The following is a 15,155-nucleotide window of genomic DNA, read 5'->3' as shown; positions in this document are numbered from 1 at the left end:
CGTATTGAACGAAAGCTAAAGCACGTGCCCCATGTAGGGCCTCTCGCTGGCCCGCAGCCGCCCGGGCGGCACCGACGCAAAGCGCAACACCTCGCGCGTCATGTGCGCCTGGTCAGAATAATCCGCCGCGGATGCCAGGTCCGCGAGCGAAGCGAACTCGTCCAGACCGGCGATGGCCGCGCGGAATCGCTCGATCCCGAGATACCGTTTCGGCGTCAGACCGGCGGTTCGGAGAAACAGCCGGCGGAAGACGTGCACCGGCATGCCGAGTTGCTCCGCCACCTCCCCGACGCCTGCTCCGCTCCTCATGAGCTCAAGGCCGAGGCCGACCCGCCTGACGTCGGCGACGTCCCCGCACCGCCTTGCGACCTCGTCTTCGAGCAGGTCGAGCCGGGCATCGTGCGTGGGAAGCGACCTTAGTCGGTCGGTGAGCGTGGCGGCGTCGATGTCCCAGAACTGCGAGAGCGGCACGACTTTGTCCGCGGTTTTGTGCAGGTCGGCGAACAGGGCACCGGCACCGCCCGGACGGAAGCTGATCCCGCACGCCGACCTCTGGGGCCACCGCGAGACCCGCCGCGGAACGGTCGAGGGCCCCTGCAGCACGCAATGCGCGCCTGCTTCGCGCCCGGTGCCGTCGCCGCAGTCCAGCTCGATGGGGGTCTCCGACAGGCTGAAGATGAGCTGCGCCCGCCCGGACGGCAGTATCGTCTCCTGCCCGTCCGCGGCCGCGTCGCAGACGCACCAGAGCCGGTCCGCGACAAGTTGCGCGGCTTGGGTTCTGGGGTCTCGGGCAGTCAGCATCGAAGGCTCCCGGCTGGCGGATCTTGCACCGGCCCGAGTCTACACGCCGCGTCGCGATCGCCAACCGCCCCGTCACCAACCGCCGGCCAGCCTGCCGGGTCCTACAGCAGCCGGTCCAGATAAACCTGGTAGCTCTGCGGCTTCGGCTTGTCCTTGTCTTCCTCGCGTTCGTAGCGGATCGAGCTCTGTCCCTTCAGCTCCGCCGGCAGGATCATGACGCGGGCGAATGCGGTCGGTTCGGTCTCCGATGCCGCCGCGAAGACCGGCGCCGGGCCGCTCTCGTACCAGGCCTGCAGCGGCTCGTAGTGGTGGCTGGCGCCGTCGGTGTCGATGCGGATTGATCCCGACAGCAGAACGCGCGTGCCGGGGCCGCGGTGGGTGTGCAGGTAGGCGACCCCGCCCGGCGGGAACGCGACCCGGTCGCAGCGCAGCAGGTAGATGACGTTCGGATCGATATCGAGCGCCGACGACAGCAGCAGCTTGGCGGTCACGCCCTCGCGCTCGCTTGCCTCGACGGGATCGGGTAGCGCCGACAGGTCCCAGCGGATCACCGTCGCCCCGTCGCGCGACAGCAGTTCGGTGTCCTCGCCGAGGAACGCCGCGCTGTTGGCGGCCAGCGAGGCGCTCATCAGCGAGCCGTCGCAGCGCACCGCGCCGTCGACCACGTACAGCGCCTTGGCGTTGCCGCGCGGCAGCATCATCCGGCCGCCCTTCTCGAATGTCTCCAGCGAGGCGATCAGGTGAAGTTTCGACATGATGGACCGGCTTCCGGCTTCAGTGGAAATAGGCGCCGCCGTCGACGACGAGTGTCTGGCCGGTAATAAAGGCAGAGTCGGGCCCGACAAGGAAGGCGGCGGCGCCGACGATGTCCTCCGGCACCTGGTCGCGCGGGATGGTGCGCGCCTTCAGCGACACCTCCTGCAGCTTCTCCATCTGCACCGGGTTGGCCTTGACGCCCTCCGACAGGGTGAAGCCGGGCGCCACGGCGTTGACCAGCACGTTGGCGCCGCCCAGTTCCTTGGCCAGCGCCTTGGTCATGGCGACGATCGCGCCCTTGCTGGTGACGTAGTGCAGCAGGTACGGCACGCCCTTGAACGGCGTCCCCGAGGCGACGTTGAGGATCCGCCCGCCGCCGCGCTCGCGCATCGCCTTGACCGCCTCGCGGGCGCACAGGAACGAGCCGAGCACGTTGACGTCCATCACCCGCTTCCACTCCTCCACCGAGATGTCGTCGAAGGGGCCGGGCACCAGCGTCGAGTAGATGCCGGCATTGTTGACCAGGATGTCGACGCCGCCGAAGGCGTCCTTCGCAGCGCGTACCATCGCCTTCACGTCGGTCTCGTAGGCGACGTTGCAGCGCACCGCGATCGCGCCGCGCCCGATCGCCCGGGCCGCGTCCTCGTGGCCCTTCAGGTCGGCGACGACGACGCTCGCGCCTTCCTCGGCCAGCCTTCCGGCGATCGCCCGGCCGATGCCCATGGCGCCGCCCGTGACGATCGCCACCTTGTTCTTCAGTTTCATGGCGCTGCCTCCCAGAGAGCCGGCCGGAAGGCCGGAGATAGGTCCTATTTCAGCGGCGAGAACGATGTCGGGATCAGGATCCGGTTCTCCTGCCGCTCGATGAAGTCGCCGGCCTTCGCCAGGTAGGCCTGCCAGTCGGGATCGGCGACCAGTTCGGCGCGCCTGCGGTCGCGCTCGGCGAGATCCTCGTAGGCCCACATGTGCACGACCGTGTGCAGCGGCCCGATCTCGGTGGTGAAGTAGCCGACCATGCGCGGCAGGATGCGCGTCTGGACCGGCAGGCCGTACTTCTCGTACGTCTCCAGGTACGGCTTCAGCTTGCCGATCCTGATCGTGTAGATGCGTTCTTCGACGATCATTACTGAACACCCCCGATGCAGCGGTACTTGATTTCCAAGAACTCCTCGATCCCGTACTTGGAGCCCTCGCGGCCGATGCCGCTTTCCTTGATGCCGCCGAACGGGGCGATCTCGGTCGATATGAACCCGGTATTGGTCGCCACGATGCCGCTCTCCAGCCGGTCCCCGACGCGCCAGGTGCGGGCGAGGTCGCGGGTGAAGAAATAGGACGCAAGTCCGTACGGCGTGTCGTTGGCGATGGCGATCGCCTCGTCCTCGGTATCGAACCTGATCAGGCCGGCGACCGGCCCGAACGTCTCCTCGCAGCTCATCGCCATGCCCGGGTCGACGCCGGTCAGCACGGTCGGCTCGTAGAAGGTGTGGCCGAGCCGGTGCCGCCGCCCGCCGACGGCGACCCTGGCGCCGCGGAACTGCGCGTCGGAGACGTGCCGCTCGACCTTCTCGACCGCGGCGCGCTCGATCAGCGGCCCCTGCCTGACGTCGGGGTCGAGGCCGTTGCCGACCTTCAGCCCCTCGGCGACGGCGACGAGCCGGTCGCGGATGTCGTTGTAGATGCCCGACTGGACGAGGATGCGGTTCGCCGAGATGCAGGTCTGGCCGGTGTTGCGCCACTTGCACATCATCAGCGCCTCCATCACCACCTCCGGGTCGGCGTCGTCGAAGACGATGAACGGCGCGTTGCCGCCGAGTTCCAGCGAAAGCTTCTTGAGCTGGTCGGCGCACTGTTTCATCAACAGCTTGCCGACCGCCGTGGAGCCGGTGAAGCCGAGCTTGCGGACGATCGGGTTCGAGGTCATTTCCAGGCCGATCTGCGGCGCGTCGTGCTCGGAGCCGGTCACCACGTTGAAGACGCCTGGCGGCACGCCGGCCTCCTCGGCGAGCACGCAGATCGCCAGCGCCGACAGCGGCGTCTGCTCGGCCGGCTTCAGCACCATCGTGCAGCCGGCGGCAAGAGCCGGCGCCGCCTTGCGCGTCGGCATCGCCGAGGGGAAGTTCCACGGCGTGATGCCGGCCGTCACCCCGACCGCCTCCTTGGTGACGAGGATGCGGTTGTCGGTCCGGAACGGCGGGATGATGTCGCCGTAGGCGCGCTTGCCTTCCTCGGCGAACCACTCGAAGAAGCTCGCCGCGTAGGCGACCTCGCCGCGCGACTCGGCGATCGGCTTTCCCTGCTCCAGCGTCAGCAGCCTGGCCAGCGCCTCCTGGTTCTCCATCATCAGGTCGGCCCAGCGCCTGAGGATCCTGGCCCGCGCCGCCGCCGTCATGCCGCGCCACCCCGGCAGCGCCCGGCCGGCCGCCTCGATCGCCTTCGCCGCATCCGCGCGGCCCATGCGCGGCACCTCGGCGAGCGTCTTTCCGTCGGCCGGATTGGTGACCGCGAAGCGCTGCCCCGACGCCGCCGGGATCCACGCCCCGTCCACATAGGCATCGCTGCGCAGCAGGCGTGCGACTGTCTCGTCGATTGCGGCAACAGGAGCATTCATCGGACGGACTCCCCGGCCCTGGACCATCGGCATCGGCTGCGCCGGACCCTAGTCCGCCGCGCCGCCCGGCGCTTGTCCGAATGTCTGATTTTGGGATGCGCTCGCGGCCTTAGGCACCCACACCGGCAGCCGTCCAGCTGGGTCAGGCCCGGGATCTTTGTTGTGCTTGGGAGCGGCCCTGCCAAACGACAGGCCTACGCCCCGGACCCCGATCCGGAGCCCAGCGCAGAGGTCGCCACACAACAAGTCAACCGCGCTTCCCCGCCGCAACCGCCCGGCTGGGTCCCGGGACATAGTCGGTGCTGTGGGCAGGTTTCCCACACCACGACAAGCCTACGCCCCGGACCTGATCCGGGGCCCAGCGCGGCGATTGCGATTGGCTCAGACATTCAATCGCTCAGCCAAGTCTTGCCATTTCTGGATTGTCGGTTTCGATCAACTCAAGCTTCCACTGGCGGCGCCAGCGCTTCAGTTGTCGTTCGCGCACCCGCGCATCATCCAGATGCTCAACGCGCTCCGCGTGTACCAGCCGCTTGACGCCATGGCGCCGGGTAAAGGCGTCCGCCGTCCCCTCCCGGTGCTGCCAGATCCGACGTCCGAGGTATTCCGTCATGCCGACATACAGCGTGCCGTTGCGCTTGCTCGCGAGGATGTAGACCCAGTAGCCACCGTCCATAAGAAAAGCAGGCGCTGAACTGGATCCTCAGACATTCAATCGCTCAGCTAAGTCTTGCCATTCTGGATTGTCGGTTTCGATCAACTCAAGCTTCCACTGGCGGCGCCAGCGCTTCAGTTGCCGTTCGCGCACCCGCGCATCATCCAGATGCTCGAAGCGCTCTGTGTGTACGAGCAGCTTGACGCAGTGGCGCCGGGTGAAGCTTTCGGCCGTTCCCTGCCGATGCTGCCAGATCCGACGTCCGAGGTTTTCCGTCATGCCGATATACAGCGTGCCGTTGCGCTTGCTCGCGAGAATGTAGACCCAGTAGCCACCGGCCATAAGAAAAACAGGCGCTGAACTGGATCCCGGGTCAAGCCCGGGATGTAAGCTGCGGGTTGAATTGACGACATCACCACACGACAGGCCGACGCCCCGGACTAGATCCGGGGCTCAGTGCGGCGGCTGCCGGAGGCGCCTCGCTGGCCTCATTCCACCGCTCACCCACGCAAGCGGAACTCCAGGACAACGACCCGGCCCACCAGCCCCGCCGCTCTCGCGGAAGCGGCCGCCCCCCTCACGCCGCCTTGTCGCCGGACTCCAGCTTCTCGAAGATCATGTGCGGGAACACCGGCGCCTCGTGGAAGTGGCCGGCGCCGAGGGGCTTGAGCGCGTCCTCGATGCCGGAGCTCACGGTAGCCGGCACCGCGATCGTGGCGGCCTCGCCGACGCCCTTGACGCCGAGCGGGTTGAACTGACGACCTCACCACACGACAGGCCGATGCCCCGGACTTGATCCGGGGCCCAGCGCGGCGGCTGCCGGAGGCGCATCGCTGGCCTCATTCCACCACTCACCCACGCAAGCGGAACTCCAGGACAACGACCCGGCGAAGCTGCCGCTCTCGCGGAAGTGGCCGCCCCCCTCACGCCGCCTTCTCGCCCGCCTCCAGCTTCTCGAAGATCATGTGCGGGAACACCGGCGCCTCGTGGAAGTGGCCGGCGCCGAGGGGATTGAGCGCGTCCTCGATGCCCGAAATCACGGTTGCCGGCACGGCGATCGTGGCGGCCTCGCCGACGCCCTTGACGCCGAGCGGGTTGAACTGACGACCTCACCACACGACAGGCCGACGCCGCGGACTTGATCCGGGGCCCAGCGCGGCGGCTGCCGGAGGCGCATCGCTGGCCTCATTCCACTGCTCACCCACGCAAGCGGAACTACAGGACAACGACCCGGCGAAGCTGCCGCTCTCGCGGAAGCGGCCGCCCCCCTCACGCCGCCTTGTCGCCCGCCTCCAGCTTCTCGAAGATCATGTGCGGGAACACCGGCGCCTCGTGGAAGTGGCCGGCGCCGAGGGGCTTGAGCGCGTCCTCGATGCCCGAAATCACGGTTGCCGGCACGGCGATCGTGCCGGCCTCGCCGACGCCCTTGACGCCGAGCGGGTTGAGCGGGCTCGGCGTCTCCATGTGGACGATGTCGACCTTCGGCATCTCGGTCGCGTAGGGCATCAGGAAGTCCATGAAGCCGGCGTTCCGCGGGTTGCCGTCCTCGTCGTAGATGATCTTCTCGTACAGCGCCCCGCCGAGGCCCTGGGCCATGCCGCCCACCACCTGGCCCTCGACCACGGTCGGGTTGATCATGTTGCCGCAGTCGTGCACGCAGACATACTTCCTGATCGCAACCGAGCACAGGTCCGCGTCGACCTCGACCAGCGCCGCGTGGCAGCCGTAGGCCCAGGTCGAATAGGGCGGCGAATAGTAGTCGGTCGCCTCGATGCCCGGCGCCTTGCCCTCGGCCAGCGGCGGGCCGTCGTGCTTCGAGGCCGGCGCGAACTGGGTGGCGCTCTGGGCCGCCTTGTTGAAGGCGTAGCGCAGCGGATTGGTCGCGGTCGCGACCTCGGCCAGCGTCACCGCCCGGTCGGAGCCGGCGATCTTCGCCTTGCCGTCCTCCAGCTCGATGTCGTCCTTGGAGGCCTCCAGCATGTTGGCGGCCGCCTCGATCACCATCTCGCGGGCCTTCGCCGCCGCCTTGTGGATGGCGTTGCCGCTGACCACCGCGGCGCGGCTGGCGAAGGTCGCCACGCCCCAGTCGAACGCGCCGGTGTCGCCCTCCACGACGATCACGTCCTTCGGGTCGACGCCGAGCTGGTCGGCGGCGATCTGCGCGAACACCGTCTCGTGGCTCTGCCCCTGCCCGGCGAGCCCGGTGTTGACGTAGACCTTGCCGGTGATCGGATGGATGCGCACGTGGCCGCCCTCGTAGGGGCCGAGCCCGGTGCCCTCGACGTAGAAGCCGAGGCCGAGGCCGAGATGCTTGCCGCGCGACCTTGCCTCCGCCTTCAACTCGTCGAGCCGGTCGAGGCCGATCGCCTCGGCGCACTTCTTCAGTGCTTCCGGGTAGTCGCCGCTGTCGTAGCAGACCGCCAGGCCGTCGGCGAACAGCAGGCCTTCGCGCTTCCAGGGAAACTGGTCGGGCTGGATGAAATTGCGGCGGCGCACCTCGAAGCGGTCGAGGCCGAGCTCCTCGGCGAGCTTGTCCATCGCCCGCTCGATGGCGAAGCACGATTGCGGGCGTCCGCAGCCGCGATACGGGGTGACCGGCACGGTCGGGGTGTAGATCGCCTTGAACTCGACCTCGATGTTGGGGATCCGGTAGGGACCGGCGATCGAGGTGGAGGCGACCTGGGCGATGGCGATGCCGTAGGGGATGAAGGCGCCGGTGTCGTGCAGGAAGCTGTCGCGCAGGCCGATCACCTCGCCGTCCCGTGTGGCCGCCAGTTCGATCGTGTGGACCTGGGTGCGTTCCTGGGTCGAGCCGACGAAGTTCTCGGTGCGGTCCTCGATCCACTTGACCGGGCGGTCGAGCCCGATCGAGGCCATCGGCACCAGCACCTCCTCGGGGTAGAAGAACAGCACCTTCTGGCCGAAGCCGCCGCCGACGTCAGGCGCGATGACGCGCACCCGGTCCTCGTCGATGTCGAACAGCGAGGCGAGCCCGCCGCGCACCGAGATCGGCGCCTGCGTGCCGTCCCAGACCGTCAGCTGTCCGGTGATCCGGTCCCAGCGGGCGCAGACCGCGCGGCCCTCCATCGGCGCGGCGCAGCTGCGCTCGACGCGCACGGTGATCTTGGTGACGTGGTCGGCCCGCGCGAAGGCGGATGCGGCATCGCCGGAGTTCTGGACGAAGTGCGCCGCCACGTTGCCCTCGACATCCGGATGGACGAGGTGGGCTCCCTCGCCGGCTGCCGCCTCCAGCTCGACGGTGACCGGCAGCGGCTCGTAGTCGATCTCGATCAGCCGCACCGCGTCCTCGGCCGTGTAGCGGTCGACGGCGACCACCATCGCCACCGTCTGGCCGACATAATGGACGTCGTCGCGCGCCAGCGGCCGCTGCGTGCGCGCGCCGATCAGGCTCTGGTGCGGGATCAGCAGCGGCAGGTCCTGGTCGAGGTGGCCGATGTCCTCGCAGGTATAGACCGCCAGCACGCCCGGATGGGCCCGCGCCGCATCGGCGTCGATCGAGGCGATCCTGGCCCGCGCGAAAGGGCTGCGCGCGAAGGCGGCATGCGCCACGTCGGGCAGGTCGATGTCGTCGATGAAGTGGCCCCGGCCGGTCAGCAGCCGGTCATCGATGTTGCGCTGGACGGCGGCGCCGAAGGTGCGGGTGGCCATGACGAAATCTCCTCCCCTGAATTCAGGTCAATGTGGGCTGCCAACTGTCCTCCCCTCCCCCCCTGTGGGGAGGGGTCGGGGGTGGGGGTAACATCGGGACCGGCCTCGACGGCCGGGGCCGATGTTCGCAATCCCTCGCAGAGACGCCCGGCCGACCCGTCGAGGGTCGCCCGTTCGCCCCCCCACCCCGACCCTCCCCCACACGGGGGGAGGGAGCCGAGGCTCGCCGGAGCATCAGCGAATGATGTTCGGTACTGGAAGACGTTCTGCCTTTGCTGCCGACCGGGGATAGAGCAGCGATGCCGGGTCCGCCCCCTCCCCCCTTGTGGGGGAGGGTCGGGGTGGGGGTCGCGACCGAAGCGGGCTCGATGCCCGCTTCGGGGGCCCTCCGCTCAGCACGGATAAACGCCAATGTCGCCCCCTCAGCCCGCCTGCATCAGCTCGTGCGCGCGGCGGACCGCCGCGACGATGTTCTGGTAGCCGGTGCAGCGGCACAGGTTGCCGCTCAGCGCGGTGCGGATGCCGTCCTCGCTCAGGTCCGGCTCGCGGTTCTTGTCGAGATAGTCGGTCACCACCATCAGGAAGCCCGGCGTGCAGTAGCCGCACTGCAGGCCGTGGCATTCCTTGAAGGCCTGCTGGACGGGTCCCAGCGCGCCCTCTTCGCCGAGCGACTCCACCGTGTGGACCTCGGCGCCGTCGGCCTGCACGGCAAGCGTCAGGCAGGAGCGCGCCGTCTCGCCGTCGAGGCGGACGGTGCAGCAGCCGCAGACGCCGTGCTCGCAGCCGACATGGGTGCCGGTCAGGCGCAGCTCGTGGCGCAGGAAGTCCGACAAGAGCATGCGCGGGCTGACCGTCTTCTCGTGGGTGGTGCCGTTGACGGTCACCGTGATCGGCACGCCGCCGTCGCCGTCGGCCAGCCGGGCTCCCATCCGGTCGGGTTGGTTCGGCATCAGGCTCTCCCCTGCCCTGCGTTTCCGGCAGCCCGCGAGACCGCCGTGGCGACCGCCCGGACGATCAGCGTGCGCGCCACCTTGCGGCGGTAGCGTCCGCCGGCGCCGTCATCCTCGTTGGTCACCGCGCCGTCGACATGCGCGGCCGCCGCCCGGACCGCCGCCTCCGACAGGTCGGTGCCGACCAGCGCCGCCTCGACATCCGGCAGCCGCACCGGCTTCTCGGCGATGCCGCAGGCCGAAATCGACGCCGCCGCGCAGCCGCCGCCGGCGTCCGGCGTGATCACCGCGCAGATCCCGGCGACCGCGTAGTCGCCATGCCGGCGGGTCATCTCCACGAACGCGTAGCCGGCCCCGTCCGGCAGTGCCGGAAACAGGGCTTCGGTAATGATTTCATCCGGCTGCAGCGTCGTCGTCATGTGGAACATGAACAAGTCGGACGCCGCCACGGTCCGTTGGCCGCCGGTACCCTGCACCGTCACGGATCCGCCCAGGCAGACCAGCGCGGCGGGCAGTTCGGCCGCCGCATCGGCGTGCGCCAGGCTGCCGCAGATCGTGCCGCGGTTGCGGATCGGGATATGCGCGACGTTGCCCATCACCTCGCGCAGCAGCGGATTGGCGGCGAAGGCCTCGTCGCTCAGCTCGAGCTGCCGGTGCCGCACCATCGCGCCGACGCGGACGGCCCCGTCCGCCACCGAGATCCCGCCCAGCCCCGGCACCCGGTTGATGTCTATGACGGCATCGGGCTGGGCGACCCGGTAGTTGAGCATCGGGATCAGGCTCTGGCCGCCGGCCAGCACGACCGTGTCGTCGTGGGCGGCGCGCGCAGCCACCGCCTCCTCGACGGATCTCGCCGCGACGTACTCGAAGCGTGCCGGCTTCATGTCTCGATCTCCGCCGCGTACCAGCCCTCGTCGGGATCCTTGAATCCCTCCGGCCTGTCGATGCCTCTGGTGCGGGCCACCTCCTCGAAGAACGGCCCCCTGTCGAACATCGGCAGGCGCCGGCGATCCTTGCGCATTTGGCTGCGCAGCGAAACCGTTTTCGCCTCGTCGACGAGGAACAGCAGCCCCTTCCTGCGCAGCACCACGCCGTAGTCGTCCCGGGCGCTCTTGCGCGACACCAGCCCGCACTGCACGTCGTAGGCGACCGCGTCGGGCTCGCGCGCCAGCGGATCGCCCCAGCCGCCGCCACCGGTGGTGACGATGCGCACCACGGCGCCGGGCGGCACCTCGATGTTGTCGGCCATGCCGTCGACGTCCTCGACGCGCCCGTCGGTATGGGTCACCTGCACCTGGTACTGCCCGCCGTAGCGGCCGCCGTTGACGCCGTAGGGATGCAGCATCGCCCGGTCGGCGTTGGAGATCAGCTTGGTGGGGGTCAGCGACCGGATGTGCTTGTCGTAGCCGAAGCCGCCGCGGCGGTAGCCGGGACCGCCGGAATCGGTCGCGAGCCCGAGCTTCTCGACGCGGATCGGATAGCGTGTCTCGGAGAACTCCGCCGGCAGGTTGCGCGAGTTCGGCACGATGTGGACGACGTCGGAGCCGTCCGCCCACGGCCGCCCCGGCCCGCCGCCGCCGAGCACCTCGCGAAACAGGAAGAAGTCGTCGGCGTTCCGGCCGCCGTGCAGCCCCCAGATGCGGATCGTCTCGTGGTCGGCCGGCAGCCGCCCGCCGGTCGCCTTCGACAGGCAGGCGGCGAACAGGCCGAGCGAGCGCAGCATCAGGAAGAAGCGCATCCCCGACGGCCGTCCGTAGGTCGGCGACATCATCGAGCCCTTCTCGGGCAGCTTGACGTTGATGACCTGCAGCGCGCCCTCGTTGATGTCGATCTCGGCGGCGCGCTCCGGCGATTCGGCCAGCGACCGCAGCACCGGGCCCATCCACTTGCGCAGGAACCGGCCCTCCGAATAGTCGAGCGGCCAGTTGATCGGCCCCTTCGTCTCCGGATCGGTGCCGGTGAAGTCGAGCAGGATCTGGTCCTTCGTCTTGGTCATGGTCAGCCGCATCGCGTGCAGCCGCGGCGCGTCGACGCCGTCGTTCTCGATGAAGTCCTCCCACTGGTAGACGCCGTCGGCGATCTTCGGGAGGATCTCGGTGCGCAGCACGTCGGCGCAGTTGTTCAGGATCGCCTCGAAGGCTGCCTCCAGCGTCTCGACCCCGTAGCGCTCGGCAAGGTCGAGTATCCGCTTCTGGCCGAGCCGTGCCGCCCCGATCTCCGCGTCGATGTCGCCGATCAGGTGCTCGGCGAGCCGCGAGTTGCGCCCGACGATCCGGTAGACGCCCTCGTTCAGCACGCCCTTGTCGTAGAGCTTGACCGGCGGGATCGCGAGCCCTTCCGACCACTGGTCGGTGGCGTGCACCGGCAGGCTGCCCGGCACCGAGCCGCCGACGTCGTCGTGGTGGCCGAACACCTGGGAGAAGCCGATCAGCCGGTCGCCGTGGAAGATCGGGATCGTCGAGCACAGGTCCGGCACGTGGCCGATGCCGCCCGACGAATTGTAGGGATCGTTCCAGAAGAACACGTCGCCCGGGTGGATGTTGTCGGCGCCGAAATACTCGAACACCGGCTCCACCAGCGCCGAATAGGAGCGCCCGGTCAGCTTGCGGCCCTTGGCGTCGAACAGCGCCACCCGGTAGTCGTGCTGGTCGCGGATCATCGGCGAGCGGGAGGTGCGTTCCACCGCCGCCTCGATCTCCAGCTCGGCGGACCGGATCGTGCCGTAGATCACCTCGAGCTCGACGGGATCGAGCCTGCGGCGTGTTTCGACCTCGGATTTGGATAGGGCCGTCATGCCTCGCGCTCCAGATGCAGGATACCGTAGTCGTCGCTCCTGACCGACCAGCCCGGCGGCACCACGACGGTCGATCCGTATTCCTCGCTGATCAGCGGCCCGGCGATCGTCTGCCCGGCCACCAGCCCGGCGCGGTCGTAGAGCGGGCAGTCGACCCAGCCGGTCTTGCGCCAGAACACCCGCCGCGCGCCCTTCGGCGCCGCGCTCTTCGAGCCGCCCGCGACCTTCTGCGGCTTGGGCCTGTGCACGCGGCCGACCGCCTGCACACGCAGGTTGACGATCTCGACGTCCTGGCGGCCCTCGTAGGAGAAGCCGAAGGTGCGCTCGTGCACCTCGTGGAAGTCCGCCCAGACCTTCCCGATCGCTTCCCCGCCCGTCATCCCGACCGGCAGGATCACCGGCACTTCATGTCCCTCGCCCACGTATCGCACGTCGGCGGAGCGCTGCAGGGCGATGTTGTCCGGCGCGACGCCCTCGTCGGCGATCTCCGCCTTGCCGGCCGCTTCGAGCGCCTGCCATACGGACTCGATTTCCTTCGGGTCCGCCGCCGACTGCTGGCGCACCAGCGTCTGCACGTAGTCGCGCTTGATGTCGGAGACGTGCAGCCCGAACGCCGACAGGTTGCCGGGATTGGGCGGCGAGATCGCCTTGCCGATCTCCAGGAAGTCGGCGACGTCTGTGGCGAACATGCCGCCCGCCCCGCCAAACGCCAGCAGCACGTAGTCGCGCGGATCGCGGCCCCGCGTCACCGTCACCTGACGGATGCCGTGCACCTGGTTGACGGTGGCGATCTCGAAGACGCCGGCAGCGACCTCCTCCGCCGTCATGCCGAAGCGTTTGCCGAGGTCGTCGAACGCCGCCTGGGACGCCGCCTTGTCCAAGGTGATCAGCCCGCCTGCGAGCGTCTCGGGAATACGGCCCAGGACAAGGGCCGCGTCGGTGACTGTGGGCTGGGTGCCGCCACGGCCATAGCAGATCGGGCCAGGTTCCGCGCCGGCAGAGCGCGGTCCGACCTTCAGGTTGTCGTACTGGTCGACCCAGGCGAGCGAACCGCCGCCCGTGCCCACCGTCGCGATGTCGAGCATCGGCGTCTTCACCGGATAGTGCTCGACCATCGAATAGCTGGTCATCTGCGGGGCCAGCTTCTCGATCAGCGCGACGTCGGTGGAGGTGCCGCCGACGTCGAGCGTCAGGATATCCTCGTGCCCGGCCAGTTCGGCGACGTGCATCGCCCCCAGAACGCCTGCCGCCGGCCCGGACAGCAGCATCGTCACGGGCCGTCCGCCCGCCGTGGCGTGGGTTACGACGCCGCCGTTCGACTGCATGATCAGGAACGGGGTGTCGCCGGCCTTGGCGCGGATCTCGTCGGCGGCGTGCTGCAGGTAGGTCTTGCAGTACGGCTTCACCAGCACGTCGATCAGCGTCGTCATCGCCCGCTCGTATTCGCGATATTCGGGCAGCACGACCGAGGAGAGGGAAACGAACAGATCCGGATACTTCGCCGCGATCAGCTCTGCGACGCGCTGCTCGTGCGCATCGTTTGCGTAGGAATGCAGGAAGCAGACGGCGAGGCACTTGACGCCGAGTTCGACCAGCTCGTCTGCGGCCTGCAGGGCGGCCGCCTCGTCGAGGGCCTCCGCCTCCGACCCGTCATGCAGCATCCGCCCGGGCACCTCGCGCACCAGGTGCAGCGGCACCAGTCGCGGCGGCTTCACCCAGAAGAACGAGTTGCCGTAGCCGTCGGGCACCGACTGGCGGGCGATCTCGATGATGTGGCGGAAGCCCTTGGTGACCAGCAGGCCGAGCCCGTCGAACTTGTGCTCGAGCACCGCATTGGTCGCCACGGTCGACCCGTGCAGCACGACCGAGACGTCGGCCTCGCTGCTGCTGGCGGCCTCGGCGATCGCCCTGACGCCGTTCAGCAGTCCAACGCTCGGATCGCTCGGTGTCGATGGCGTCTTGACCACCCACTGCGTTCCGGACGCCTCGTCGATCCCGACGACGTCGGTGAATGTTCCGCCCGTGTCGATGGCAACCCTGAGCCCCATCAATAAGTCTCCCCGACCACTCAATATGGACGCTATGCTCACATAGCGGATATCATCTCCATTTTTTGGATATGATCAACCGCTTTCTAAGACGCGCCATACCGGCCGTGGATAACCGCCGCGGGCACACCGGATCAGGTCCGGGGTGTACGCTTGTCGTATGGCGAAGCACTGCCCACAGCACTGATTACGTCCCGGCCCCGCGCCGGGACCCAGCGTAAAGCCAGGCGAAGCCGCCGCTCTTCCTGCATATGGCCGCGCCACGCCCCCAGGCCCCGTGGTGAGGGCGGGCAAAGCCCATGTCTCGAACCACGAGGGCGTGCCGCACCGGTCACCCGCAGCCGAAAATAACGCCTTCGACCGCTCGTCACGCTGGCCCCCGGCTCAAGGCCGGGGCGTACGCCTGTCGTATGGCGAAGCACCTGCCCAAATCACGGAATACGTCCCGGCCCCCGCGCCCAGACCCAGCGTAAAGCCAGGCGAAGCCGCCGCCCTTCCTACGTATCCCCACGCCGCATCCCAAGCCCTAATAGTGAGGAGCGGTCAAAGCCCGCGTCTCGAACCATGAGGGCGGGCCGCACCAGATCACCCGCAGCCGAAAATTGCGCCTTCGGCCGCTCGTCACGCTGGACCCCGGCTCAAGGCCGGGGTGTACGTTGCGGTCTGGAGCGCAGGCCCCTCGGATGCGAAAGGTTGTCCATTACCCCGCAGCGTACGTCCCGGCCCCCGCGCCGGGACCCAGCGCGAAGACCCGGCGAAGCCGCCGCTCTTCCTGCGTATCTCCACGCCCCACCCCAAGCCCTCATGGTGAGCGACTGTCTTGTTGGTCAAGCTGTCTGCCATGGTTTCTGGTCCCTGAGGATGGCGTTGAGGA

General features: G+C 68.7%; 13 protein-coding genes. All 13 read right to left on the bottom strand.

Annotated features, from left to right (window positions below; genetic code table 11):
- Positions 1 to 15: 15 nt before the first annotated feature.
- A complete protein-coding gene (locus tag V3328_RS16785) occupies positions 16 to 801 on the bottom strand; it encodes a helix-turn-helix domain-containing protein (RefSeq protein WP_340330853.1) in 786 nt (261 codons plus the stop codon).
- A 101-nt stretch (positions 802 to 902) separates the two neighbouring features.
- Positions 903 to 1,556 (bottom strand): cupin domain-containing protein, encoded by a 654-nt coding sequence (locus V3328_RS16780; protein WP_340330852.1) that lies wholly within the window; start codon positions 1,554 to 1,556, stop codon positions 903 to 905.
- 19 nt (positions 1,557 to 1,575) lie between these two features.
- Complete coding sequence (locus V3328_RS16775; RefSeq protein WP_340330851.1) at positions 1,576 to 2,322, bottom strand: SDR family NAD(P)-dependent oxidoreductase; 747 nt, start codon at positions 2,320 to 2,322, stop codon at positions 1,576 to 1,578.
- Between the two features lie 44 nt (positions 2,323 to 2,366).
- Positions 2,367 to 2,681, bottom strand: a complete 315-nt coding sequence (locus V3328_RS16770) for an NIPSNAP family protein (protein ID WP_340330850.1) — start codon at positions 2,679 to 2,681, stop codon at positions 2,367 to 2,369.
- Positions 2,681 to 4,165: an NAD-dependent succinate-semialdehyde dehydrogenase gene (locus V3328_RS16765; protein WP_340330849.1), complete on the bottom strand. Its 1,485-nt coding sequence runs from the start codon at positions 4,163 to 4,165 to the stop codon at positions 2,681 to 2,683. The genes V3328_RS16770 and V3328_RS16765 overlap by 1 nt, the downstream gene beginning before the upstream one ends.
- A 397-nt stretch (positions 4,166 to 4,562) precedes the next feature.
- Positions 4,563 to 4,841, bottom strand: coding sequence for a GIY-YIG nuclease family protein (locus V3328_RS16760; RefSeq protein ID WP_340330848.1), 279 nt, complete (start codon positions 4,839 to 4,841; stop codon positions 4,563 to 4,565).
- Between the two features lie 27 nt (positions 4,842 to 4,868).
- Positions 4,869 to 5,162: a GIY-YIG nuclease family protein gene (locus tag V3328_RS16755; protein WP_340330847.1), complete on the bottom strand. Its 294-nt coding sequence runs from the start codon at positions 5,160 to 5,162 to the stop codon at positions 4,869 to 4,871.
- A 581-nt stretch (positions 5,163 to 5,743) separates the two neighbouring features.
- Positions 5,744 to 5,872: a hypothetical protein gene (locus tag V3328_RS16750; RefSeq protein WP_340330846.1), complete on the bottom strand. Its 129-nt coding sequence runs from the start codon at positions 5,870 to 5,872 to the stop codon at positions 5,744 to 5,746.
- A gap of 217 nt (positions 5,873 to 6,089) precedes the next feature.
- Positions 6,090 to 8,489 carry an aerobic carbon-monoxide dehydrogenase large subunit gene (gene cutA / locus V3328_RS16745; protein ID WP_340330845.1) on the bottom strand — a complete coding sequence of 800 codons (2,400 nt, stop codon included), beginning with the start codon at positions 8,487 to 8,489 and terminating at the stop codon, positions 6,090 to 6,092.
- Between the two features lie 422 nt (positions 8,490 to 8,911).
- Positions 8,912 to 9,439 carry a (2Fe-2S)-binding protein gene (locus V3328_RS16740; protein ID WP_340330844.1) on the bottom strand — a complete coding sequence of 176 codons (528 nt, stop codon included), beginning with the start codon at positions 9,437 to 9,439 and terminating at the stop codon, positions 8,912 to 8,914.
- Positions 9,439 to 10,323, bottom strand: coding sequence for an FAD binding domain-containing protein (locus V3328_RS16735; RefSeq protein ID WP_340330843.1), 885 nt, complete (start codon positions 10,321 to 10,323; stop codon positions 9,439 to 9,441). Before V3328_RS16735 ends, V3328_RS16740 begins: the two co-directional genes overlap by 1 nt.
- A complete protein-coding gene (locus tag V3328_RS16730; protein WP_340330842.1) occupies positions 10,320 to 12,233 on the bottom strand; it encodes a hydantoinase B/oxoprolinase family protein in 1,914 nt (637 codons plus the stop codon). The genes V3328_RS16735 and V3328_RS16730 overlap by 4 nt, the downstream gene beginning before the upstream one ends.
- Positions 12,230 to 14,281: a hydantoinase/oxoprolinase family protein gene (locus V3328_RS16725; RefSeq protein ID WP_340330841.1), complete on the bottom strand. Its 2,052-nt coding sequence runs from the start codon at positions 14,279 to 14,281 to the stop codon at positions 12,230 to 12,232. Before V3328_RS16725 ends, V3328_RS16730 begins: the two co-directional genes overlap by 4 nt.
- Positions 14,282 to 15,155 lie beyond the last annotated feature (874 nt).

It is taken from the genome of Microbaculum marinum, from assembly GCF_037855135.1.
GTDB lineage: Bacteria > Pseudomonadota > Alphaproteobacteria > Rhizobiales > Tepidamorphaceae > Microbaculum > Microbaculum marinum.
This window is presented reverse-complemented; position numbering and strand designations above follow the sequence as displayed.

Bases quoted from the DNA above. Each gene is read 5' to 3' on its own strand.
- V3328_RS16730 (WP_340330842.1), bottom strand. From the start codon at position 12,233: ATGACGGCCCTATCCAAATCCGAGGTCGAAACACGCCGCAGGCTCGAT.
- V3328_RS16765 (WP_340330849.1), bottom strand. From the start codon at position 4,165: ATGAATGCTCCTGTTGCCGCAATCGACGAGACAGTCGCACGCCTGCTG.
- V3328_RS16760 (WP_340330848.1), bottom strand. From the start codon at position 4,841: ATGGACGGTGGCTACTGGGTCTACATCCTCGCGAGCAAGCGCAACGGC.
- V3328_RS16725 (WP_340330841.1), bottom strand. From the start codon at position 14,281: ATGGGGCTCAGGGTTGCCATCGACACGGGCGGAACATTCACCGACGTC.
- V3328_RS16775 (WP_340330851.1), bottom strand. From the start codon at position 2,322: ATGAAACTGAAGAACAAGGTGGCGATCGTCACGGGCGGCGCCATGGGC.
- V3328_RS16785 (WP_340330853.1), bottom strand. From the start codon at position 801: ATGCTGACTGCCCGAGACCCCAGAACCCAAGCCGCGCAACTTGTCGCG.
- V3328_RS16740 (WP_340330844.1), bottom strand. From the start codon at position 9,439: ATGCCGAACCAACCCGACCGGATGGGAGCCCGGCTGGCCGACGGCGAC.
- cutA (WP_340330845.1), bottom strand. From the start codon at position 8,489: ATGGCCACCCGCACCTTCGGCGCCGCCGTCCAGCGCAACATCGATGAC.
- V3328_RS16755 (WP_340330847.1), bottom strand. From the start codon at position 5,162: ATGGCCGGTGGCTACTGGGTCTACATTCTCGCGAGCAAGCGCAACGGC.
- V3328_RS16735 (WP_340330843.1), bottom strand. From the start codon at position 10,323: ATGAAGCCGGCACGCTTCGAGTACGTCGCGGCGAGATCCGTCGAGGAG.
- V3328_RS16770 (WP_340330850.1), bottom strand. From the start codon at position 2,681: ATGATCGTCGAAGAACGCATCTACACGATCAGGATCGGCAAGCTGAAG.
- V3328_RS16780 (WP_340330852.1), bottom strand. From the start codon at position 1,556: ATGTCGAAACTTCACCTGATCGCCTCGCTGGAGACATTCGAGAAGGGC.